General features: G+C 58.7%; 20 protein-coding genes and 3 pseudogenes. 14 read left to right on the top strand and 9 right to left on the bottom strand.

Annotated features, from left to right (window positions below):
* Both ACNFBR_RS28080 and ACNFBR_RS28075 read left to right on the top strand, forming a co-directional pair.
* Positions 1–139 (top strand): hypothetical protein (locus ACNFBR_RS28080; RefSeq protein ID WP_186723264.1); only part of this gene is annotated, 139 nt, incomplete at its 5' end.
* A 169-nt stretch (positions 140–308) separates the two neighbouring features.
* Positions 309–515, top strand: a pseudogene (locus tag ACNFBR_RS28075) (site-specific integrase); the annotation flags it as partial.
* 171 nt (positions 516–686) lie between these two features.
* Here ACNFBR_RS28075 and ACNFBR_RS28070 read toward each other — a convergent pair.
* On the bottom strand, positions 687–1,460 hold the full coding sequence (locus tag ACNFBR_RS28070) for a metallophosphoesterase (RefSeq protein ID WP_416737751.1): 774 nt from the start codon (positions 1,458–1,460) through the stop codon (positions 687–689).
* Positions 1,457–2,218 carry an arsenical resistance protein ArsH gene (gene arsH, locus ACNFBR_RS28065; protein WP_416737750.1) on the bottom strand — a complete coding sequence of 254 codons (762 nt, stop codon included), beginning with the start codon at positions 2,216–2,218 and terminating at the stop codon, positions 1,457–1,459. The genes ACNFBR_RS28070 and arsH overlap by 4 nt, the downstream gene beginning before the upstream one ends.
* A 185-nt stretch (positions 2,219–2,403) precedes the next feature.
* Here arsH and ACNFBR_RS28060 point away from each other — a divergent pair, with 185 nt between their 5' ends.
* Complete coding sequence (locus ACNFBR_RS28060; RefSeq protein WP_416737749.1) at positions 2,404–2,784, top strand: PadR family transcriptional regulator; 381 nt, start codon at positions 2,404–2,406, stop codon at positions 2,782–2,784.
* 176 nt (positions 2,785–2,960) lie between these two features.
* On the opposite strand, the gene ACNFBR_RS28055 is transcribed toward ACNFBR_RS28060, so the two are convergent.
* Positions 2,961–4,247 carry an MFS transporter gene (locus ACNFBR_RS28055; protein ID WP_416737754.1) on the bottom strand — a complete coding sequence of 429 codons (1,287 nt, stop codon included), beginning with the start codon at positions 4,245–4,247 and terminating at the stop codon, positions 2,961–2,963.
* Positions 4,248–4,292: 45 nt separating this feature from the next.
* Here ACNFBR_RS28055 and ACNFBR_RS28050 point away from each other — a divergent pair, with 45 nt between their 5' ends.
* Positions 4,293–4,793, top strand: coding sequence for a MarR family winged helix-turn-helix transcriptional regulator (locus ACNFBR_RS28050; protein ID WP_416737748.1), 501 nt, complete (start codon positions 4,293–4,295; stop codon positions 4,791–4,793).
* 136 nt (positions 4,794–4,929) lie between these two features.
* Here ACNFBR_RS28050 and ACNFBR_RS28045 read toward each other — a convergent pair.
* A pseudogene (locus ACNFBR_RS28045) lies at positions 4,930–5,169 on the bottom strand (phage tail tip fiber protein); the annotation flags it as partial.
* 455 nt (positions 5,170–5,624) lie between these two features.
* Here ACNFBR_RS28045 and ssb point away from each other — a divergent pair.
* Positions 5,625–5,896: pseudogene (gene ssb / locus ACNFBR_RS28040) on the top strand (single-stranded DNA-binding protein); the annotation flags it as partial.
* 83 nt (positions 5,897–5,979) lie between these two features.
* Here the strand turns inward: ssb and ACNFBR_RS28035 are convergent.
* The 4 genes from ACNFBR_RS28035 to ACNFBR_RS28020 all read right to left on the bottom strand — a co-directional run bounded on the left by ACNFBR_RS28035 (position 5,980) and on the right by ACNFBR_RS28020 (position 9,733).
* Positions 5,980–7,101, bottom strand: coding sequence for a GTPase family protein (locus ACNFBR_RS28035; protein WP_416737747.1), 1,122 nt, complete (start codon positions 7,099–7,101; stop codon positions 5,980–5,982).
* 205 nt (positions 7,102–7,306) lie between these two features.
* Complete coding sequence (locus ACNFBR_RS28030) at positions 7,307–7,510, bottom strand: hypothetical protein (protein WP_416737746.1); 204 nt, start codon at positions 7,508–7,510, stop codon at positions 7,307–7,309.
* Positions 7,511–7,761: 251 nt separating this feature from the next.
* Positions 7,762–8,370: a hypothetical protein gene (locus ACNFBR_RS28025; RefSeq protein ID WP_416737745.1), complete on the bottom strand. Its 609-nt coding sequence runs from the start codon at positions 8,368–8,370 to the stop codon at positions 7,762–7,764.
* A 172-nt stretch (positions 8,371–8,542) separates the two neighbouring features.
* Positions 8,543–9,733, bottom strand: coding sequence for an HNH endonuclease (locus tag ACNFBR_RS28020; protein ID WP_416737744.1), 1,191 nt, complete (start codon positions 9,731–9,733; stop codon positions 8,543–8,545).
* A 555-nt stretch (positions 9,734–10,288) separates the two neighbouring features.
* Between ACNFBR_RS28020 and ACNFBR_RS28015 the strand changes: the two genes are divergently transcribed.
* From ACNFBR_RS28015 to ACNFBR_RS27995, 5 genes are all read left to right on the top strand, one after another.
* Positions 10,289–10,420: a hypothetical protein gene (locus ACNFBR_RS28015; RefSeq protein WP_416737743.1), complete on the top strand. Its 132-nt coding sequence runs from the start codon at positions 10,289–10,291 to the stop codon at positions 10,418–10,420.
* Between the two features lie 3 nt (positions 10,421–10,423).
* A complete protein-coding gene (locus ACNFBR_RS28010; protein WP_416737753.1) occupies positions 10,424–10,747 on the top strand; it encodes a hypothetical protein in 324 nt (107 codons plus the stop codon).
* Positions 10,748–10,750: 3 nt separating this feature from the next.
* Positions 10,751–11,944 carry a tyrosine-type recombinase/integrase gene (locus ACNFBR_RS28005; protein ID WP_416737742.1) on the top strand — a complete coding sequence of 398 codons (1,194 nt, stop codon included), beginning with the start codon at positions 10,751–10,753 and terminating at the stop codon, positions 11,942–11,944.
* Between the two features lie 20 nt (positions 11,945–11,964).
* Positions 11,965–13,551, top strand: coding sequence for an ABC-F family ATPase (locus tag ACNFBR_RS28000; protein WP_416737741.1), 1,587 nt, complete (start codon positions 11,965–11,967; stop codon positions 13,549–13,551).
* Positions 13,552–13,792: 241 nt separating this feature from the next.
* Positions 13,793–14,986, top strand: a complete 1,194-nt coding sequence (locus tag ACNFBR_RS27995) for an MFS transporter (protein WP_416737740.1) — start codon at positions 13,793–13,795, stop codon at positions 14,984–14,986.
* On the opposite strand, the gene ACNFBR_RS27990 is transcribed toward ACNFBR_RS27995, so the two are convergent.
* Positions 14,948–15,994, bottom strand: a complete 1,047-nt coding sequence (locus ACNFBR_RS27990; protein ID WP_416737739.1) for an alpha/beta hydrolase family protein — start codon at positions 15,992–15,994, stop codon at positions 14,948–14,950. The two genes, ACNFBR_RS27995 and ACNFBR_RS27990, sit on opposite strands and share 39 nt — an antisense overlap.
* Before the next feature lie 199 nt (positions 15,995–16,193).
* On the opposite strand from ACNFBR_RS27990, the gene yghU reads away from it, so the two are divergent.
* The 4 genes from yghU (at position 16,194) to ACNFBR_RS27970 (ending at position 20,648) form a co-directional block, all read left to right on the top strand.
* Positions 16,194–17,033 carry a glutathione-dependent disulfide-bond oxidoreductase gene (gene yghU / locus ACNFBR_RS27985; protein WP_416737738.1) on the top strand — a complete coding sequence of 280 codons (840 nt, stop codon included), beginning with the start codon at positions 16,194–16,196 and terminating at the stop codon, positions 17,031–17,033.
* 140 nt (positions 17,034–17,173) lie between these two features.
* Positions 17,174–18,877 (top strand): amidase, encoded by a 1,704-nt coding sequence (locus ACNFBR_RS27980; protein ID WP_416737737.1) that lies wholly within the window; start codon positions 17,174–17,176, stop codon positions 18,875–18,877.
* A 182-nt stretch (positions 18,878–19,059) separates the two neighbouring features.
* Positions 19,060–19,734, top strand: a complete 675-nt coding sequence (locus ACNFBR_RS27975; protein ID WP_416737736.1) for a helix-turn-helix transcriptional regulator — start codon at positions 19,060–19,062, stop codon at positions 19,732–19,734.
* Complete coding sequence (locus tag ACNFBR_RS27970; protein ID WP_416737735.1) at positions 19,731–20,648, top strand: pyridoxal-phosphate dependent enzyme; 918 nt, start codon at positions 19,731–19,733, stop codon at positions 20,646–20,648. Before ACNFBR_RS27975 ends, ACNFBR_RS27970 begins: the two co-directional genes overlap by 4 nt.
* Positions 20,649–20,668: the final 20 nt, after the last annotated feature.

Below are 20,668 nucleotides of genomic sequence, written 5' to 3'. Positions count from 1 at the left end.
AAGCGCCGAAGGCCTGCTGCCGCTGCTGGAGCACTGCATCAAGACCCCGGGCGTGCACGTGATCGACTGCCCGGTCGATTACAGCGAGAACGACCGCATCCTCAACAGCGAACTGCGTGAGCGCGCGCTGGCGGTGTAACGCCTGACCGGCACGGCGCCATTTCATGGCTGGCGCCGCGCCCTTGTAGGAGCAGCCTTGTGCTGCGAAGAGGCCCGTATAGCCGACACATGACTGTCAGCCATACGGGCCTCTTCGCAGCACAAGGCTGCTCCTACACGCTCAGCAGACTAACCAAGGTCCGCTATCGCCCCCGTATAACTGCCGCCACACCTATGCGACAATATGCTTAATGTCTGGTCTCAACCCCGCATATATCGCCCAACAGCTCGGGCATAGCGTGCAGATGCTCTTATCGACTTATGCGCGCTGGATTAACTCGTCCAACGACTGGCAGGAGCTGGAAAAACTCCAGATTGGTCCGAAATTGGTCCGTAGCTGCGAAGAAGCCACGTAAGTTATTGATAGGTAAGCTCCTTGATCTCCACCGCTAACATCACCATACAGTCTTTTGGGGGTGTGCTGCTTTGGTCTGGTCGCTTCTACGGGTGCGGATACGCCGGGTTCCGCTCCCCCTGCTGAGATAGCGCGCGTCCTCCCACCAACCCGCCACTCACCGACCGAACGATTATGAGCCAGCCGCATTGATGACCTGTGTATGAACAATGATGCTGCTATCAAGACGCTGGATCACACCATAGCCCGGTGCCTCATCCACTGGTAGGAGTTTGTGCTGTTGCATGTCCAATTCAAACCCAACATGTGGTGTCGTCATCACCGCATAGGGAAAGCCACCCCACGTACCTGAGATGCTACGGTGCACATGGCCACAGAACAGGTGAATCAACCGATGTGAGTGGCGATGCAGGATTTCCAGTAGCCCCGCATCGCCTTCGTTCAGCCGCATTTTATCCAGCGCAGGAATGCCTACCATAGTCGGGGGATGATGCATAAAAAGTAAGGCCGGGCAGTCACACTGGCCCAGTGCTCGATCAAGCCACTGCAATCGTACATTGTCCAGCTGCCCATGATGCTTGCCACCCTCTGCGACTGTATCCAGATAAATCAGCTGGTGACCGTCGACCATCTCACTACTTTGCACATATCCAAACTCGTTGGGCATATCTGGAAAGGCTTCGAGGAACGCGGCCCTATCGTCATGATTGCCCACCAAAAGCCTGGCTGGCATCGGCATTTCCTCCAGTAGCTCCTTCAAAAGCCCATATGCACCTGTATGGCGAAGCTGAATGAGGTCACCGGTAATGATCAAGCGGTCCGCATCCGCATGGCGTGCACGTACATCATCGAGGCACAGCTTTGCTCTAAAGGCAGGATCAACCCCCCGAGGGGGGTCACCTCCGGGCACGACTAAGTGAAGATCAGACAACCAGGCAATTTTCATTTGCGCTCTCCTGACATCGCGTCAGCGAGGTTTTTAGCAATCGCTGCCTGGTGCTCTTCTGCTTGCTCCACACGTTCAGAATATCTGTCCACCAGATAATCGGAACGTTCACGTACCAGCAACGTAAATTTGAACAGCTCCTCCATGACATCGACGATGCGGTCATAGTAAGGCGACGGCTTCATACGCCCTGCATCATCGAATTCTTGATGGGCGCGAGGCACGGACGACTGATTCGGAATCGTGACCATACGCATCCATCGTCCCAGAACCCGTAGAGCATTTACCGTGTTAAAGGATTGAGCCCCACCGCTGACCTGCATCACGGCCAATGTTCTACCCTGAGAAGGACGTACAGCCCCTTCGGAAAGAGGCAACCAGTCGATCTGGGTTTTAAAGATCCCGGTCATGTTGCCGTGACGCTCAGGGCTGCACCAAACCTGTCCCTCAGACCACAAGGACAACTCTCGCAGCTCTTTGACCTTCGAGTGATCAGGAGAAGCCGTGTCAGGCTGCGGCAGGCCTGCCGGATCAAAGATACGTACTTCAGCCCCAAGCTTGCGCAGTATCCGAGCAGCCTCCTCAGTCACTAAGCGGCTGTAGGAGCGCTCTCGCAAGGATCCGTAAAGCATTAGAATCCGAGGTGGGTGATTCATCGGCTGACGAGCTTCAAGCTTGTCAGCAATCGAAGAATCAAACGCCTCTTCCTTCAAATTAGGGGCTTGCAGGGTCGAAATGTCAGTCGTCGAGTTACTCATGAAATGATGCCTCACTGAATTGCAAGAGGCCCAATCGGCCTATGCATTGATGCTCAATGCATAGTGCAGAAACATACATTACCCATCAATGTATTGACAGGTATTTTTATCCGCTGCCGACGAAATGTCTTACCTGAGCAGTGGATTTTCTGGCTCACTGAAAGCCATTGGATTGAATTTCAACCATGACCAAGTCAACAACAGAACCCACTAAGGCATCCAAACCTGTGATTGATTACACCGATCGAATGTATTGGAACGGCATCATCAAAATGAGCCTTTCCAAGTTCTTCATTCTGAGCGTGTTGCACGAGCGCCCCATGCACGGCTACGAAATCGCTCGTGAAGTCGAAGGGGCTACTCACGGGTGCTGCGCCCCTACAGAAGGCACGATTTACCCCGTACTCCGCGAGTTTGAGCAAGGGGGTTACGTTACAGTCCAAAGCGAGACAGTCGCCGGTCGAGGCCGAAAGGTTTACACGCTGACCGACAAAGGTCGCGAGGCTTCAGCCGTAGCTGCCGACGCATGGATGGAGGTGGCCGCGTATATAAAGAAGCGTAATTAGCCGTGCTGGGCCACTCTTGAATGACCCCGGCTAGCTCTGAATCATCGGCGACTTTTCAGGGGGCACAGGACCGGTAGCAAAACTGCCGCAAGAACCATGCGCTAGCACCCTACTAGAACGAACTCCTGCTGAATGACCCCAGCTTCGGCGGTCCGTGACGCACTCCTAGAGGTGTATCAACTCGACGATCGAATAGGCAGACGAAAGCTGCAATACAACGCCACAGCGATCAACATCGCCGTTAGCAAGAGCATCACGGAGGCGCCCTGTGCGCCCAACACTAGGGCCGCAGCTAATGGGCCTGCGGCCTGTGCCAGGAGCATGGGCCGCGCCAGTGCTCCCATTCTTGTGCCGTACCCCTCCGCCCCAAACAGCACCAATGGCAATGTACCTCTCGCGATAGTGAGAATGCCCATGCCGGCACCGTAAAGCGCTGCTGCGGCAAATGCCAACCAAGGCACGCCGGGAATAAACAGACAGATGCCAATCAAACTCACCAGCACACCGATACGGGCAGACCAGCTCGGATGAAGATGACGAGCGATGGAGAACTCCAGTACCCTGGCCACCACTTGGGCCGGTCCAATTACCATACCAACCGCCAATACCGTTACTACCGGTAGCCCCAGTTGCTTGAGCGCGGTGAGCAGGTGCACGGAAAGAGTGGCCATGACGAAGGCAATCACCGTCATCAGCCCTGCAACGAGCCAAAATAGTCGGCGACTACCTTCATCAAGTGTAAGAGGGGTCGAAGCTCCAGGAGTTGATTGCTTTCCGTGATCTGTCGGTTTGGGCACAGCCAGCCAGTGAATCGGTAGACCAACCAGCACATGCACCGCGACAAGTATCAAACAGGTTTCCCGCCAGCCGATCCACGACTCCAGGGCAGCGATCGCAGGCCACCCGGCAGTGCTGGCAAAACCGCCAATCAGGGTCAGCCCAGTAATTGCTCCCCGTGCGCGCTCACCTAAGAGCGTGCCCAGCGTAGCAAATGCCGCATCGTACAAGCCGGAGGCCATGGCCACGCCCAATAGCGACCAAGCCAGGTAGTAGTGCCACAAATTGCTCGCCACAGACATCACTAGAAGCCCAGCGCCTAGCATAAACGAGCTGAAGGCAAGTACATAACGTCCGCCACGCCGATCAATCATTCGGCCAGCAAGTGGCGCGCATAGACCGGCTACCAACATGCCCCAGGATAATCCACCTACGACAGACGATAGCGACCATCCCGTATCTCGGGTGATTGGGCCGGCTAGGACAGCAGGTAGGTAAAACGTAGACCCCCAAGCCAAGATTTGAGTTACGCCCAAAGTGAGCACCAACCGATAACGGTTCTCACTGACTGGCAGGTGCGTTTCGTATCGTGTCACAGCAGCTTGCCTATTTAGTTGGTAGTGACAACCAAGGTAGTCGACCGATCCCCTACCCGTCAATCCGGTGACTGGCGAGTTGACGATCATGCTCATCCCACCTATCGTTGTAAGTAACAACCAATTGGAAATGATATGCCGCGCGAATGTAACGACGACCTGAGTCAGGACGCCGAAGCTCTGTATGAGGCCTTAAACCAGCTAGTGCGGGTTCACCAGTTCAGGGATCGTGACCGTATCTGCTGCTACGACGTTTCCGTCACTCAGTACTACGCCGTTGAAACGCTAGTAAAGCAAGGTCCACTGCGTCTGCAGGCATTGGCCGAAGAGATGTTTTTGGACAAGAGCACAGCCAGCCGCGTGGTCGATACGCTGGAGCGCAAGGGCTACGTCACACGCATTGACGATCCTGAAGATCGCCGCGCCGTGCGCGTCCAGGTCACCGAAGCCGGCATCAGTCTGTACGAGCGGATCCGCACCGATTTGATTGCTGAAGAGAAAGAAATGATCAGTGGCATGACTCCGGAAGTACGCCAAGGAGCGCTAACGCTTCTGCGGCAGCTAACCCGCGCCACGGAGGTCCGTTGCGGCTTGATCGACGAACCTTACTCAGTTCGGCATCCTGCCCGCGGATAGTCACGGCCCCCGTTACGAAGTTCAGTTCCAATAGCGGCCGCCCCTGCGAATCGAGAGCCTGAGAGCGGATGGTCAATCCGGCCACGATGTCCTGGATGAACGCCTTGTTTATCACCTCCTGATTGATCAACACCTGACCGTTCGAAACCACAATCGGAAGGACCAACTGGCCAGATGACTCGTCGACAATCGCAAAATGCTGGGCGTAAGCCAGAATTTCACTGGTACTGCCATCGCTTCCCAGAGCCAGGCCCGCCATGACCCGTCGGCCACCTGAGATGGTTTCTGCCTTGATCGTGGTCATGGCTGACACCTTGCCATCAACACCCGCAATGACCTCGCTGACCTGCTGTACCGACGCATTGGTCTGCCCCATCTGCGCCTGGACTGTTTCGACCTGCCGGCCCATGGCAATGCCATCCTCGATCCGGGCCGGCTGCTCAGTCCACACACCGACCAGGCCACCCGCAGCGCCGGCCATGCCGGTGCTGTCACCCTCCATCTCCGGGTTCACCTGGACATACAACCCATCCAGTCGGCTCGCCTGAGCAGTTAGCTCAGTGCCGTGCTGCTTCACTGTCGCGTCCGTTTGGCTGATGGCGACTGCTTGGGCGCTGTTCACGCCCTCGGCATCTGGCCTGGGCGGCCTGCTGCGCTGCGGTGACATTCTGGTTGGTGGTAGTAAGGCTGCTGCTCACTCCGCTGATAGCAGTGGCGTCCGCCTCGTCAGCACTGATTCGGGCAGTATGCTCCTCAACGACCGAAGCGACCGACGCCGAAGGCGCGATTGCCCCGACTGGTGCTGATCATCATGGCCGGAGCGTTCTCGTCATGAGCCGCGGGGTAAATAAGGTCATGCTGGTCAGCACCTGCGGCCGGGACCCGGAAGTGCGCTACCTGCCGAACGGCAACGCGGTGACTAACCTCAGTTTGGCCGCCAGAGAGCAGTGGACGGACAAGTGATCGGGCGAGAAGGTTGAGCGCACTGAGTGGCACCGGGTGGCGCTGTCCTGGCAGATTGCGGAGACCGCCGGCAAGTACACACGCAAGGGCACGCAGATTTACATCGAAGGCAGGCGCAGATACGCGAGTGGGAGAAGAACGACTACCAATACGAGCGAGAACATTTTCTCGCTATCTGAAACCGCGCATTACCGCGGTTTCTTTAATGGTGCGCAGAAAAGGCTCAAGAAAACTTCATTCGCCGCTTAAGTTCGCTGGTGATCAGTTCAATGTCTAGCTCGGCACCAGGCTTCTGCTCGCAGAAGTCATGCAGTACCGCAATGTATGCGGCTCCGAGAGCTTTGGTAAGGGCAACCGCAGTAGTCGCTGCTAACGCACCACCTGCCGCCGACCCCACACCCGGTATCAATTTCAAGGCATTGGTGACAAACGCGCGACCAATCAACGTAGCAGCCGAACTACCGATGATCGAGCCCACCATCGTTGTGATAGCAGCTGTGCTGACTTCCATTCCATAGGTAATTCCAATTTTGGTCAGCATGCCGACTTGGATGGGTACCAGCGCGAAGGCATCGGAAAACGGGATAGGTACGGCGGCGGCGGTGCCGGCCAAGCCTGCTGCCATGTTCACTTCACGCTCAGCCTGCTTTTTTTTCTGTTTCAGGCCCTCCTGGTTCTTAGAGGAAAGGGCATTAGCGTAGGCTCGTTGTTGTGCTTCGGGGATGTACTTCGCGGTCGCAGCGATCAGATCGTCAATACCTTTGACTGGCAAAAAGATACGTTCTTCGTCGACCTCGATTTCCTCGGTAACGGCTCGGACACGCACAACTTCGCAGGCCTGTTTGATGACATCCCGGACTTCCTTACTGAAGTTTTGGTCATTGCGGGCCTTGGTGATTACAACGATCACTGGCACCTTGTAACTGCCCAAGAGTTTACACAGGTTTATTTCGGCCTCCTCAACACGGCGGCCGTCTTCATGAATGCATACCCATGCAGCATGGATATGGCGTTCACCATCGAAGTCGGCCGCCCGATCACGCAGTTCCTTTTCGAGCGTTTCGTTGATTTCGGCAAAGTCCTTCAGTTCTAGCCCTTTGGTGTCAAGAATGGTCAGGGGATGCCCTGGCTTGGTGATCTCTTGGGTATTCTGCGTCACCGGGCGGCCAGAGCCCGTTTCTGCTAAATCGCCACGAAACACGGTATTGATCAACGTACTTTTACCCACACCTGTTTTTCCCGCGACCAAGATGTTGACCTTGCCAGCACCTTTGATGGCGTTGCGAATGGCCTCTTCGATCGCGTCGCGTTCGTGGGAGAGCTGCTCCTGCTGTGTTGTGTACATAGTCCATCCTGTCCGTATTTGAGGGGAACACCACGTGTTGGAAGTGTTTACTGCATCGGCGCAGCAGGCGTGAACTTGAGGGTATTGTCCGACGAACTCACAATGCCCACAGAAAACCGATCCAGCAACACCGAGATGGCTTCAACGTTGCGGGCTCACAAGAATCGCTTATCTGCCTGCCCCTCCGACGCTGCCCGCCAACGCCTTAACGCTTCTCGTAAAGCTCCGGCGGCCAAGCGCTGATAAACCAGAACAGACCTAGTCCACCGATGTTGCCCCAGCTCCAGTGAATAGTCGGGTTGATGATCAGCCCGATAACCCAGAATGCAACCATCGCACCGCCAACCCAGCGCCTGCGCTTCGGTATGAACCACTCCTTCAAAGCTGCACGACTTTCCCGCAATCTCATTACCACTCTCCTTGCTTGGTAAGCAACGAAGCACACCGCCACAAATTACTACACGGCGCTTCCCGCCAGCGCCTTCCTTATCCAACGATAACGCCTCCCCGGCGAGGGCGGCGCCAGCACCAAATTACTTTGCCGCCAAGCGGTATTTGCCCCAAGTAGTCGAGCAATGTCCACCCCAACCAATACTACCGAACTCCTCGAAGAGCTGAACGGCGGCGCCTTCGCCATAGGGCAAACTCGTTGAACAAAGCCTAACGACTTTTTTTTAGCAATTCTTCAGCTTGCTTAAGGGTAGACTTGTAAAGATCCCAGCTTTCTTGATGCACCTCCTGATAGCACTCCATAAGCTTCGTTAGCTTTTGCGACCCCTTGTGATTAACAAAAGAAGCGGGCAAGCAAACCGAAGCTCTGGCATATAGATCATCAAAGTCTTCAGGCTTGCCTGAAAAATAATCCATTTCAACTTCAGTCAAGAAAACCCTTGCAGTTGTCCACACTCGCTTGTATCTATCGAGTGCTTTGTACCATTTAGCTAAGCTTCCATCATCTGAATGCTTCCACACGAGCGTCCCACCATTCGGGATGCTATTGAAGCAAGCAGTGTAATAATCATGAAGATACTCACTGAAAGCACTTAAATCAGCTGCAGCCTCCTTTAGCTCAGTTAAGCACTTGAAGCGCTCAGTATACCTAAACTGATCCCTCCATGCGCTAAGGGCAGTTATTGCAACGATTGCAGCCACAGCCGTTGCAATATAGCTAGTACACTCTAGAGCATATTTTATACTATCACCATCCCCAACCATGGGGCGCCAAACCAGGCCTGTAGCAAAAAGACCCAGCCCAATTACTACCAACATGATCAAATCCGATCTACTCATACTTCCCTCGCAGCACTAACATTCCCTAGTTGACTGAGTACGCACCCCGGCGAGGGCGGCACCTGCACGCAAGGACCACAACATGGCCCAGCAGCACCGCATACTGGAGGTCGACTCCATTGATAGGATACGCAACCAGCAGTACATGCTTCTACAGCTTGCCCCTATAAACCAATGAACGGTGGTGGCTCAGATAGCGTCGCTGTTCCAGTGTGAAACCCTCGACATTCATGCCTGACGCCAGCCCCCATGCCGATACAACTTCCTCAGCGGTATCGGCAACCAGCAATTCCCCATCGTCCTGAAAACTTATCCAACCGCGATCAAAGAGCTTGTCCACGTGAGGCGCCAACATCAAACCATTGCTCCCGTCCAATCGCTCAGCATTCGAACAATCTTTCCAGGGCTTGATGTGGCTAGCGATTAGGAAGCGCCTATCGGAAACACCTGTAAGACGGCAAGAATTTTCATGATCCAATACCTTTAGACGAAATGCCCCTTGGCCTATACGAGAGCGCACCAACTGCTCGCGCTCAGTAGCAGTCAATTCTTCGTCTAACTCGATTTCGCGCTCTACTTCATCAGCTCTGACCTGATCTTCAAGCTCCTTAACCCGCTCTATGATGGCACTCCCAGTCGCCTTGGACAGGCTGAGAACAAACGAGCCAAGCTCAGGTGAGATGCTAGCGAGGTAGCATCTTTGGTTGCCATTCCCACTTGCCTGGAGCGGCGAGTTTTTAACCGGCAACAGCTTCGCAATGGCCGTGAGGTGATCTTTTGGCGACAGTGCTTGATCCAGTTCAGTCCATTCCACAGGAACCAGCCATCCGGTATCCGACCAGTTCTGACCTGCTTGGCCAAAAGCCTCGGGCTTCGCCTGGCTGCTATAGGCTGCGGTCGCGACACCAATAGCTCGAATCTGCCCTCCGGCGTAGGAAAATACCAGGTCACCCGCTCTAACCAGCGTCAGGTTGATGTAAGTCTGGTTCCGAGCACCATTTGAATTTTTTGTAGGCGACCATATGTAACCGCCTTCCAATTCGGCCTGATAAGTTTGCTTGTGATTGACCCACCAATAACTTACTGAGACTGCAGACCCACCACTGTCCTCAACAAAAGTGTAGCCCAACTCCCCAAGGGCTTTCTTAGCTATATCTGTGTGAGTATCAAGGCTATTTAGACCACTTGCCATTGCATAAACGTACTTCAATGGCAATCGGTCGCCATACTCAGTGATGAGATACCAGCGTGGGCGCCTAAAACCGAAAGGACGCTCTCCTTTTAGGAGGCGCCCAATCGCTAACTCAACATCCTTTTTATCCATGTCCTGCAACTCACTCACATTCGATCATTCGGATTGAGATCCGAATGATCGCATTTCTAGGTGACGCTTACGATACCAATAATGGCCTTGCGACATCAAAAGAACATTTGTACTCCTCACCAGCTGTAACTGTGCAACGACAAACGAGCGAGGTCAATCTTTACTCCTAGCCCTTCTCTACAACTTAAGCTCGCCGGCGTACAGCCCGGAAATACGTCGCGGCAAGCAACGCCCCCGGTATGGCCAAACCAAGACCGCTGTAGATGAATGCAGGCTGATCTGTCATCAGCCCACTGAAAGCGAACCCGATACCCGTTGGTATCAGGGTGACTGCTGCATAGCCCCACGGCTTCCTAGTTTTCTTGGCCATATCGCTCCTCATATTGAACCCCGATTAAATCAAACGGAGACGGCCGAATCGACTTCGGCAAGCTCATTAAGTTCGAGGGCGCGTTCCCCTGGGACGGTATCTGCGGTGCGGCTGAGACCGCTGCAGAGGCAGCAATCAATCTACCCCTGAGCAACAACCCGCTGCTCGCCGGCCTGCAGCGGCACAGTAGGGAAACATCCTCGGTGACGAAGCTCAGCGACGTAAACTTCGAGCAGTTCGTCCAGATGCTTCGCAATCACCGCAAGACCGAATACATGCACTGCATGGACTTCTCCCGCCATGCCTGGGGCACCAAGTGGAACGCCTACAGCTAGAAGATAGATGTTGAAGGCTGCTCGCTGTCTTTCGATACGGCTTGGAACGCGCCCGTACCGGTCTTCAAGGCTCTGTCCGCCCTGCCCCCTGCCGAAGACATCACAGTTGTGTTCGCAGACGAGGACATAGGTAGCAACTGCGGAACGCTGAAGCTCAAAGCAGGTGATTTGGTAGAGCAGGAGTGCGCAGGGTCATGGGGGCGGTATGAGCGACGCCGAGCAGACAAACAAGCGCTCCCTGGAACACCAACACCTGGATGGGAAGATTCCCGCGGGCGTCTGGATAAAGCTTGGTGGCCGGACCATCTACAGCAAAAAGAGGTATGACAAATGGTTGGAAAGCCAGTGGATTTTCCCGCAGGAATCGACTTCCACCACGAGTCACTGCGGCTGCGCTTCATGTGGGAAGGCACCCGTCGAAGTGAAACCCTTCCCTACCCCGCGACACAGAAAGGCATCAAAACTGCATCCCAGCTTCGCGATCAAGTAAACAGCCTGATCAAGCTCGACCTGCTCGACCACGACAAATACACGGAGCTGTTTCCAAGTTCCGCCGCTGTCGTGGGCGGTGTTCCAGCATTCGGCGAGTACGCCCAACTATGGCTGGACAGTCGGGAGATCGCCGCCGGCACAAAACTGAACTACAAGGGCACGCTGAATCTGTACTGGGTGCCACACCTCGCCCTGGTACACATTGACCTGATCACCTCCACCCTGCTCAGGCGGATTATCGCCTCAATCAACTGGACGTCTCCATCGGTGAAGCGCAACGCAATAGTGAAGCTGTCGACCATTCTCCGCGCTGTGGTGATGGATGGGCTGATCACTCGGAATCCAGCGGAGGCCATCCAGCTGCCGGCGCGCGCTAGGAAGGAGGTCGATCCGTTCACCCTTGACGAAGCCAACGCCATCATCGCCGAGCTCTACAAGCACAAGCATTGGCCAAGCCAGATCTACGCTGCGTTCTTTGAATTCATGTTCTTCACCGGCTTGCGGCTTTCCGAAGGGCTGGCGCTTCGCTGGGATACGGTCGACGCGACCCAAAAGACCGTTCACGTGCGGCGAACGATCGCACTGGGGGTGGTTGAGGAAAGGACGAAGACCGGGAGGGATAGGTTCGTGCTGCTTAACGACAGAGCGCTTCATGCCCTGGAGTTCGCCAAGCGACACGTAGAGCGCCGCAGGCAGGGCAAAGGTCAATTCACCGAGTCGCCGTTCGTCTTCCCGCCTGGGAAGAATGGAGAGCACGTAAAACAGACCTCGGACCTGCACCATCAATGGCGACCGATCCTAAAAGGTTTGGGGATCAGGTACCGCCCCCCATACAACTGCCGTCACACCTATGCGACAATATGCTTAATGTCTGGTCTCAACCCCGCATTTATCGCCCAACAGCTCGGGCATAGCGTGCAGATGCTCTTATCGACTTATGCGCGCTGGATTAACTCGTCCAACGACTGGCAGGAGCTGGAAAAACTCCAGATTGGTCCGAAATTGGTCCGTAGCTGCGAAGAAGCCACGTAAGTTATTGATAGGTAAGCTCCTTGATCTCCACCGCTAACATCACCATGCAGTTCGGCTCCAAGCCGCTGTTCGAAAACGTTTCCGTCAAATTCAACAACGGCAACCGCTACGGCCTGATCGGCGCCAACGGTTGCGGCAAGTCGACCTTCATGAAAATCCTCGGCGGCGATCTGGAGCCGTCCGCTGGCCAGGTCATGCTCGAGCCGAACACCCGCCTGGGTAAACTGCGCCAGGACCAGTTCGCCTACGAGGAATTCACCGTGATCGACACGGTGATCATGGGCCACGGCCAGCTGTGGAAGGTCAAGGCCGAGCGCGACCGTATCTACTCGCTGCCGGAAATGACCGAGGAAGACGGCATGGCCGTCGCCGAGCTGGAAACCGAATTCGCCGAAATGGATGGCTACACCGCCGAATCCCGTGCCGGTGAACTGCTGCTGGGCCTGGGTATTCCGCTGGAACAGCACTTCGGCCCGATGAGCGAAGTGGCACCGGGCTGGAAGCTGCGTGTACTGCTCGCCCAGGCGCTGTTCTCGGACCCGGACGTACTGCTGCTCGACGAACCGACCAACCACCTGGACATCAACACCATTCGCTGGCTGGAAACGATCCTCACGGCGCGTAACAGCACCATGATCATCATTTCCCACGACCGGCACTTCCTCAACAGTGTCTGCACCCACATGGCTGACCTGGATTACGGCGAACTGCGCCTGTTCCCGGGCAACTATGACGAGTACATGACCGCGGCCACCCAGTCGCGTGAGCAACTGCTGTCGGACAACGCCAAGAAGAAAGCCCAGATCGCCGAGCTGCAGACCTTTGTCAGCCGCTTCTCGGCCAACGCCTCGAAAGCCAAGCAGGCCACTTCGCGGGCCAAGCAGATCGACAAGATCCAGCTGGCAGAGGTCAAGCCCTCCAGCCGCGTCAGCCCGTTCATTCGCTTCGAGCAGACGAAAAAACTGCACCGCCAGGCAGTGGTCGTCGAGAAAATGGCCAAGGCCTTCGACGACAAGGTGCTGTTCAAGAACTTCGACATCACCGTCGAAGCAGGCGAGCGCGTTGCAATCATCGGCCCCAACGGTATTGGCAAGACCACCCTGCTGCGCACCCTGGTCGGCGAGATGACCCCGGATGCGGGTTCGGTGAAGTGGACTGATAGCGCCGAAGTGGGCTACTACGCCCAGGACCACGCCCACGACTTCGAAGACGACATGACCCTGTTCGACTGGATGGGCCAGTGGACCTCCGGCGAGCAGGTAATCCGCGGCACCTTGGGGCGCATGCTGTTCTCCAACGACGAGATCCTCAAGTCGGTGAAAGTGATTTCCGGTGGTGAGCAAGGTCGCATGCTGTTCGGCAAGCTGATCCTGCAGAAGCCGAACGTGCTGGTGATGGACGAGCCGACCAACCACCTGGACATGGAGTCGATCGAAGCGCTGAACCTGGCGCTGGAAAACTACCCAGGCACCCTGCTGTTCGTCAGCCACGACCGCGAGTTCGTGTCGTCGCTGGCCACGCGCATCATCGAGCTGTCGGCCGATGGCGTGGTGGACTTCAGCGGTACCTACGACGATTACCTGCGCAGCCAAGGCGTGCTGGTCTGATCCTAGGGTAAGGTCGGGCCATCTGCTGCTGGCCCGACCTCTTCGCCCGTAGGAGCAGCCTTGTGCTGCGAAGAGGCCGGTAAATCCAACGGATTTCTGCTGGCCTCTTCGCAGCGCAAGGCTGCTCCTACAGACCTCAGGCTGCCACTGCGCCGACGAATAATTCGTTAGCCTGCTTTCATTTATTTCGCGCAACGGCCATGATGGGACCACGCCTAACCGCCCGCCCGCGAAAGAGCCCATGACCGCGCAACAACCCGCCCCAGCCAGCGATACGCTGCACATTACCCTGCAGATCCTGTCGATCGTTTTCTATACCTTCATTGCCTTCCTCTGCATCGGCCTGCCGATTGCGGTACTGCCCAGCTATGTGCACGACCAACTCGGCTTCGGCGCAGTCATCGCCGGGGTAACGATTGGTCTGCAATACTTGGCCACGCTGCTTAGCCGCCCGTTCGCCGGCAAGGTGGCGGACACCTTGGGGGGTAAACAAGCCATCCGCTTTGGCCTGTTGGGGATTGCTGGCTGCGGGGTACTAACGCTGTTGTCAGCCTGGACGCTCACCGTACCGGTGCTGAGCCTGGCCCTGTTACTCGGCGGGCGATTGCTGCTAGGCGTTGCCCAAGGGCTGATCGGCGTGGCCACCTTGAGCTGGGGTATCAGCCAGGTCGGCCCCGAGCACACTGCCAGGGTGATTTCGTGGAACGGTATCGCCTCGTACGGAGCCATCGCCATTGGTGCGCCACTGGGCGTACTGGCCGTGGATGGGCTGAACTTCAGCGTGCTGGGGCCGGCGTTGCTGGTACTGGCGGCCGCTGCGCTGCTGGTACTGCGCAAGCGCCCTGACGTGGTCGTGGTACGCGGCGAGCGCCTGCCTTTCTGGTCGGCATTCGGCCGGGTTGCGCCCTGTGGCCTGGGCCTGACCCTGGCCTCGATCGGTTACGGCACCCTGACCACCTTCGTCACCCTGTATTACCTGGAACGCGGCTGGGCGGGCGCGGCCTGGTGCCTGAGTGCGTTTGGTGTGTGCTTCATCATTTCGCGGCTGCTCTTCGTCAACGCGGTCAACCGCTTTGGTGGCTTCAACGTGGCCGTCGCCTGCATGGCCACCGAAGTGCTTGGCCTGTGCCTGCTGTGGCTGGCGCCCTCACCGCCCTGGGCGCTGGTGGGTGCCGGGCTGACCGGTTTCGGGCTGTCGCTGGTGTACCCGGCACTGGGCGTGGAGGCGATCAAGCAAGTTCCCAGCAGCAGCCGAGGCGCAGGATTGGGCGCCTATGCAGTGTTCTTCGACATGGCACTGGCCATCGCCGGGCCAGTGATGGGGGCCGTAGCCGTGCACCTGGGCTACGCCTCGATCTTCTGTGTGGCGGCCTTGCTCGCCCTCGCCGGGGTCGGCCTAACGCTGTTGCTGGCGCGGCGCGCCCGTCTCGGCTGAACGTTCGGCGGGCTCTGGCGCGCCCAGGGCCTGGCTGAAGAACGCCGCTGTTTCACGTTGCAACGAGTGATGGATGTGCCGCCTGTCGACGCCGTCGGCGTCCTTGCACAGCGCCGGCATACGCGCGAACTGCTCGGCATCGCAATGGGCCATGAACACGAAATGCCCCGCACCGGCCAACAGGCGGTAGTCGGGGGTGACGGGCAGCTTGCGGGCCAAGGCTTCGGCATTACGGTCCACCGCCACCAACTGGTCGCTGTCGCCGCTGTAGATCAGCGCCGGTATCTGCACTCCGGCCAGTGCATGACGGCCGAACAAAAGGCTCAGCGGCGCCATCAACATTACTGCACCCACTCGCGGGTCAGCCTCAGGCGCGAGTTCGCTGCGGTCGGCGATCAGTATGCCGTGGGTCTTGCAGGCGTCAGCGTCGTTCGGTCGCTCCAGGCAATATTGGCGCAAGCGGTCCAGATCAGGGCGCGCACCAGACAGGATCAACGCAGTTTCACCGCCAGCCGAATAGCCGATCACGCCCACCTTGCCGTCATTCAGGTAAGGCCCGACCACTGCATCATCGCGTGCGGCGGTGATCGCGGCACTGACCTGTAGCGGCCGCCCATAAAGATTGCTCAAGGTGCCCAGGCGACTGTGGTCGCGGGCGTTATCCCCCGGGTGTACCACCGCCACCACCACGAACCCTTGGCGGGCCAACGACGTAGCCAGATAATGCAAGGCCAATGGGCTACCGGTATTGCCGTGCGAAAGCACCAGTAAAGGGAACCGCCCCATGGCAACTGGCGCCTCCTCGGCCACCTCGACGGGATACCCATCTATACGGCGGCTACGGGTTGCGCCAATCGCCGGGTAAAATGCCAGGGCTTGCATCGGGCGGCTGTCGATCGGGTCGGCCAGGGTCATAGGGTGCAGGCCGGCGACCCACGGCGCGGCGTCGGCGCGGGCCAGCAGCCCGCCGAACAGTGCCAGCGCCAACAAGCAACGAGGAATGGTCATCGGCCGGCGGTTCCTTGCAGGGCGAAGAGATAGCCCAGCATAAAACCGGCCAGGCCTACCCCGGATGAAAACTGGATGAAAACGCCGTCATGCATGCTGCGCTTGCGCGCTATGCAATTGCGCATTGCGTCGAACCCGTGGCATAGATGCAGGTCCACGTCCTACGTGACCGATTCGCGCCATTGAAGGAGATCCATGCATGAGCAAGCCCGCCTATGTGCCACCCAAGGTCTGGCGCAACGACGCAGCGCCCGGCGGCCAGTTCGCCAGCATCAACCGTCCAGTTGCCGGCCCGACTCACGACAAGGACCTACCGACAGGCAAGCACCCGTTGCAGCTGTATTCCCTGGCCACGCCCAATGGAGTCAAGGTCACCATTGCCCTAGAAGAACTGCTCGCCTTGGGCCACACCGGTGCCGAATACGACGCCTGGCTTATCCGCATCGGCGAGGGTGACCAGTTTTCCAGTGGCTTTGTCCAGGTCAACCCCAACTCGAAGATCCCTGCCCTGCTCGACCGCGGCGTCGAGCCGCCGGTACGGGTGTTCGAGTCGGGCGCTATCCTGCTGTACCTGGCGGACAAGTTCGGCGCCCTGCTGCCAAAATCGCCCGCTGCGCGCACAGAAAGCCTGAACTGGCTGTTCTGGCAGATGGGTGCCGCACCTTACCTGGGCGGTGGCTTTGGCCACTTCTATGTGTATGCGCCGGAAAAGTTCGAGTACGCCATCAACCGGTTCACCATGGAGGCCAAGCGTCAATTGGATGTGCTTGACCGCCGCCTGGCTGAAAGCCGCTACCTGGGCGGCGAGGCGTACAGCATTGCCGACATTGCCGTGTGGCCGTGGTATGGCCAGTTGGTGCGCGGCAATCTGTATGGTGCGGCGGAGTTCCTGGCGGTGGATGAGTACCCCCACGTGCAGCGCTGGGCCGAGGAAATTGCCTTGCGCCCGGCGGTGCAGCGCGGTACCCGGGTCAACCGTACCTGGGGCGATGAAGACAGCCAGGTGCCGGAGCGGCATTCAGCCACAGACCTCGATTAAGGGTAGGCCGGGGTCGCTGCGCGACCCCGACAATGCCCGCCTGCATAAAACCATTTGCCCCTGCGCAAACCTGCGCCCACCAAGCCCTTCTTGTACACTCCTCGCATTAGCCCCCACCTGCACATTTTTTTGGTGAACGCATGATCGAGGTAACCGAGGTTTCCATTGCCGAGCTGCGCGATGCGCTTGAGTCGGGCCGCACGACGGCGGTCGAGCTGGTCAAGGCCTATCTGGCACGCATCGATGCCTACGATGGTGCCGACACGGCCACTGCCCTGAACGCCGTAGTGGTACGCAACCCGGAGGCGCTGAAAGAAGCCGAAGCCTCCGACGCCCGCCGGGCCAAGGGCCAGGTGCTGAGCCCGCTGGACGGCATTCCCTACACCGCCAAAGACAGCTACCTGGTCAAGGGCCTGACTGCCGCTTCCGGCAGCCCTGCCTTCAAGGACCTGGTCGCCCAGCGCGACGCCTTCACCATCGAGCGCCTGCGTGCCGCCGGTGCCGTCTGCCTGGGCAAGACCAACATGCCGCCCATGGCTAACGGTGGCATGCAGCGTGGCGTGTATGGCCGCGCTGAAAGCCCATACAACGCTGACTACCTGACCGCACCGTTCGCCTCGGGCTCGTCCAACGGTGCCGGCACTGCAACCGCCGCCAGCTTCAGTGCCTTTGGCCTGGCCGAAGAAACCTGGTCCAGCGGCCGTGGCCCGGCGTCCAACAACGGCCTGTGCGCCTACACCCCATCGCGCGGGGTGATCTCGGTGCGTGGCAACTGGCCGCTGACGCCGACCATGGACGTGGTGGTGCCTTACGCCCGCACCATGGCCGACCTGCTGGAAATCCTCGACGTGGTGGTTGCCGACGATGCTGACAAGCGCGGCGACCTGTGGCGTTTGCAGCCTTGGGTGCCGATCCCGGCGGCCTCGGCGGTACGTCCTGCGTCGTACCTGGACCTGGCAGTGAATGCCAGCGCACTCAAGGGCAAGCGCTTTGGCGTGCCGCGCATGTACATCAATGCCGACACCGAAGCCGGCACCTCCGAGAAACCGGGCATCGGCGGCCCGACTGGCCAACGCATCAACACCCGCGCCACGGTGATCGACCTGTGGCAGCAAGCGCGCCAAGCCCTGGAAGCGGCCGGTGCGCAAGTGCTGGAAGTGGACTTCCCGCTGGTGTCCAACTGCGAAGGCGACCGCCCCGGCGCTCCGACCGTTTACAACCGCGGTATCGTCAGCAAGGAATTCCTGCATGACGAACTGTGGGAACTGTCGGGTTGGGGTTTTGACGATTTCCTGCGCGCCAACGACGACCCCAAGCTCAACCGCCTGGCCGATGTCGACGGGCCCAAGATTTTCCCCCACGACCCAGGCACCCTGCCCAACCGCGAGGACGACCTGGCCGCCGGCATGGACGAGTACGTCAACATGGCCAAGCGTGGCCTAAAGACCTGGGACCAGATCGAAACCCTGCCAGACGGCCTGCGCGGCCTGGAACAGACCCGCAAACTGGACCTGGAAGACTGGATGGACCAGCTGGGCCTGGACGCCGTGCTGTTCCCGACCGTAGCGGACGTTGGCCCGGCTGATGCCGACGTCAATCCGGCCTCGGCGGACATCGCCTGGAGCAACGGGATCTGGGTGGCCAACGGCAACCTGGCGATCCGTCACTTGGGCGTGCCGACCGTGACCGTGCCGATGGGCGTGATGGCCGATATCGGCATGCCGGTGGGGCTGACCTTCGCCGGGCGTGCCTATAGCGACAATGCGCTGTTGAGCTTTGCCGCGGCCTTCGAGGCGACCGGCTCGCGCCGCATGGTCCCACCGCGCACTCCGGCTCTGAGCTGAGTTTACAGCGGCCGCTTTGCGGCCCATTCGCGGGTAAACCCGCTCCCACAGGCACGGCGTCGGTCTCAAGGCTTGTGGCGATCCTGTGGGAGGGTGTACCCGCGAATGGGCCTGAAAAAGCAAATCGCATAATTCAACGCTATGTGTAAAAATACACAAAAAGTTGAATTATGCGATTTGCCATGCCCTTTTCCCCCGCCGAAGAACGCCACCTCACCATCACCGTGCTCAAGGCCGCCATACAAGCCTTGGGCAGCGTTGCCGCACGCAACATGGAAATCCTGCTGCACGACCTGGACCACCCGGAGCATTCCGTGGTGGCGATCGTCAACGGCCACCTCTCCGGCCGTAGCGTCGGCAGCCCGATCCTCGCCGCACCGGAGCAGGACCAAGGCTTCAAGGCACTGATGCAGGCCTCGGCCGACCAGCGTGGCTGCGAGCCGGTGGTACTACCCGATTACCCCACCACGCTCAAGGGCCGCACGCTGCGCAGTGCCACGGCCATCTTCCGTGACAGCAACGGCCACCCCTTCGCCAGCCTCTGCGTCAACACCGACGTCACCGGCCTGGACGCCGCCATGAGCTTTCTCCAGCAGTTCCAACCGCTGGGAGCCACGCCTGCCGTCAGCGAGCCCGCCGACATGGAACTGCTGATGAGCGAGATCATCCAGGCTTCCTTGCAACGCAGCGGCCAGGGGCGGATGAACAAACAGGCCAAGGTCGAGGCCGTACAGGTCATGCAGGAGCGTGGCCTGTTCATCGTCAAAGGCGGCGTGGAAAAGGCCGCCAGTGCCCTCGGCGTAACCCGCTACACCATTTACAACTACCTTGAACAACTGCGCGGAGCCAGCCAATGACCTTGCATATCCACACCCCTCTGATCGAGTCGCGCCCGCTGTCGTTGGCTGCCGGCCGTAACGTCTGGCTCAAGCTCGATGCACTGCAGCCTTGCGGTTCGTTCAAGCTGCGCGGTGTAGGCCACGCTTGCGAGGTACACCAAGCTCGCGGCGCCCGGCACTTCGTCTCCTCCTCCGGCGGCAATGCCGGCCTGGCAGTCGCCTACGCGGGGCGCAAGCTGGGGGTCCCGGTCACTGTGGTTGTACCGGAAACCACCACCGAACGGGCCAAGCAACTGCTGCACCTGGAAAACGCCAAGGTGGTGGTGCACGGCAGTTCCTGGCAAGAGGCCAACGCCCTGGCACAAACACTGGTAGGCCCGGACGATGCCTTCATCCACCCGTTCGACGATCCGCTGCTGTGGGCCGGGCATGCCAGCCTGGTGGATGAAGTGGCCGAGGCCGGCCTGAAGCCGGATGCAGTGGTATTGTCGGTCGGCGGTGGCGGCTTGCTCAGTGGTGTGGTCGAGGGCTTGCAGCGCAATGGCTGGGGCGATGTGCCGGTGCTGGCAGTGGAAACCGAAGGCGCGGCGTCCCTGCATGCGGCCATGCAGGCAGGGCATTCGGTGGAGCTTGAGCGCATCGCCTCGGTGGCGACATCGTTGGGGGCCAAGCGTGTGGCCGATCAGGCGCTGGTGTGCGTGCAGCAGCATCCGGTGCACAGCCGGCTGGTCAGCGATCGCGCGGCGCTGGAGGCCTGTGAGCGGTTCCTGCTGGACCATCGCCTACTCGTAGAACCGGCGTGTGGGGCAGCGTTGGCAGTGGCCTATGATGCCAAAGCACTGGGCAACTATCAGAATGTGCTGGTGGTGGTCTGTGGCGGGGCCACCGCCACACTGGAACAGATTCAGGCATGGTTGCAGCAGGCAGATTGAGGCTGCCACCTGTCGGTGGT

Origin of the sequence: Pseudomonas sp. NY11955, from assembly GCF_048068035.1 — a bacterium.
In the GTDB taxonomy this organism is placed as follows: domain Bacteria; phylum Pseudomonadota; class Gammaproteobacteria; order Pseudomonadales; family Pseudomonadaceae; genus Aquipseudomonas.
Note: the sequence above shows the minus strand (reverse complement) of the source record. Positions and strands in the feature narration are given on the sequence as shown.

What these genes read in the sequence shown, in the direction of transcription:
- ACNFBR_RS27995 (WP_416737740.1), top strand. Translation starts at nt 13,793, where the DNA reads ATGACCGCGCAACAACCCGCCCCAGCCAGCGATACGCTGCACATTACC.
- ACNFBR_RS28035 (WP_416737747.1), bottom strand. Translation starts at nt 7,101, where the DNA reads ATGTACACAACACAGCAGGAGCAGCTCTCCCACGAACGCGACGCGATC.
- ACNFBR_RS28005 (WP_416737742.1), top strand. Translation starts at nt 10,751, where the DNA reads ATGGTTGGAAAGCCAGTGGATTTTCCCGCAGGAATCGACTTCCACCAC.
- ACNFBR_RS28050 (WP_416737748.1), top strand. Translation starts at nt 4,293, where the DNA reads ATGCCGCGCGAATGTAACGACGACCTGAGTCAGGACGCCGAAGCTCTG.
- ACNFBR_RS27970 (WP_416737735.1), top strand. Translation starts at nt 19,731, where the DNA reads ATGACCTTGCATATCCACACCCCTCTGATCGAGTCGCGCCCGCTGTCG.
- arsH (WP_416737750.1), bottom strand. Translation starts at nt 2,218, where the DNA reads ATGAGTAACTCGACGACTGACATTTCGACCCTGCAAGCCCCTAATTTG.
- ACNFBR_RS28070 (WP_416737751.1), bottom strand. Translation starts at nt 1,460, where the DNA reads ATGAAAATTGCCTGGTTGTCTGATCTTCACTTAGTCGTGCCCGGAGGT.
- ACNFBR_RS28060 (WP_416737749.1), top strand. Translation starts at nt 2,404, where the DNA reads ATGACCAAGTCAACAACAGAACCCACTAAGGCATCCAAACCTGTGATT.
- ACNFBR_RS28025 (WP_416737745.1), bottom strand. Translation starts at nt 8,370, where the DNA reads ATGTTGGTAGTAATTGGGCTGGGTCTTTTTGCTACAGGCCTGGTTTGG.
- yghU (WP_416737738.1), top strand. Translation starts at nt 16,194, where the DNA reads ATGAGCAAGCCCGCCTATGTGCCACCCAAGGTCTGGCGCAACGACGCA.
- ACNFBR_RS27980 (WP_416737737.1), top strand. Translation starts at nt 17,174, where the DNA reads ATGATCGAGGTAACCGAGGTTTCCATTGCCGAGCTGCGCGATGCGCTT.
- ACNFBR_RS27975 (WP_416737736.1), top strand. Translation starts at nt 19,060, where the DNA reads ATGCCCTTTTCCCCCGCCGAAGAACGCCACCTCACCATCACCGTGCTC.
- ACNFBR_RS28030 (WP_416737746.1), bottom strand. Translation starts at nt 7,510, where the DNA reads ATGAGATTGCGGGAAAGTCGTGCAGCTTTGAAGGAGTGGTTCATACCG.
- ACNFBR_RS28055 (WP_416737754.1), bottom strand. Translation starts at nt 4,247, where the DNA reads ATGATCGTCAACTCGCCAGTCACCGGATTGACGGGTAGGGGATCGGTC.
- ACNFBR_RS27990 (WP_416737739.1), bottom strand. Translation starts at nt 15,994, where the DNA reads ATGACCATTCCTCGTTGCTTGTTGGCGCTGGCACTGTTCGGCGGGCTG.